Source organism: Vibrio sp. T11.5 (assembly GCF_027587155.1).
GTDB lineage: Bacteria > Pseudomonadota > Gammaproteobacteria > Enterobacterales > Vibrionaceae > Vibrio > Vibrio neptunius.
The window spans coordinates 1-875 of record NZ_JAPPTP010000067.1; the positions used below are offsets into that span (position 1 = coordinate 1).

1 protein-coding gene and 1 pseudogene are annotated in these 875 nt (G+C 45.7%); both read left to right on the forward strand.

Annotation, left to right across the window (positions count from 1 at the left end):
• Positions 1-202: pseudogene (locus tag OH455_RS23200) on the forward strand (T6SS immunity protein Tdi1 domain-containing protein); the annotation flags it as partial.
• 157 nt (positions 203-359) lie between these two features.
• A partial coding sequence (locus tag OH455_RS23205) for a GAD-like domain-containing protein (protein ID WP_269982940.1) occupies positions 360-875 on the forward strand: 516 nt, incomplete at its 3' end.

Below are 875 nucleotides of genomic sequence, written 5' to 3' on the forward strand. Positions count from 1 at the left end.
ACTCAAAACGTATGGCCCAGTGGGTAAAGACGAGGTCATGGTATTTACCCCCTACCTATTTATGGGCGGCGAAAAATCCGTTGATGCTATGGCCAAAGAGAATCTGCAGGTGTTCTTACACATCATGGCTGATTTGGGCGGTGCCGAAGTCATTGATATGGCCACTATGGTCAGTAACGTCATCAAGCATTATGAAGGTTAACCAATGTCGTCCGCACTAAGTGGGCTTTTGGGCTTTCTGTGATGAGCTTTCTGATATCGTAAACGTCTAAACGCGGGCACAATCTGATGCCAGAAGCAGGCTTAAAGACAATCGGAAAGGCGTAGCTGTGACAAACAAATGAAACGAGGAAAACGCAGTGTCTGACGAAGATTTTGAAATGTTTTTGGAAGAGTTTGGCGAACCCACCACGTATGTTAAAGCCGCAGACCAACACATTGAAGCTTATCGGGGCATACTTCCTGACCAGTTGCTTGAGTATTGGCAAATGGTCGGATTCTCTGGCTTTAAGGATGGCCTATTTTGGATCACTAATCCCGCCGAGTTTGAAGATGTGCTTGAGTGCTTCCTCAAGGGCACAGAGTTTACCGATTATGACAACTATCATGTCATCGCGCGCAATTGCTATGGTCAACTCTATTTGTGGGGAGAGCGCACTGGCGCATCACTAGAGATAGCCCCTCACTTAAATTGGATACTGACAAACCAGGGGAACGAAAGTGAGATTGCTAAAGGCGAGACTAATAGTGCCATTCAAAGCTTTTTCGGTTTTCAAGATCAAGAATATAAAGACATAAAAGCCAGTTCAAAGCCCCTCTTCCCATCTGTACTCAAAACGTATGGCCCAGTGGGTAAAGACGAGGTCATGGTATTC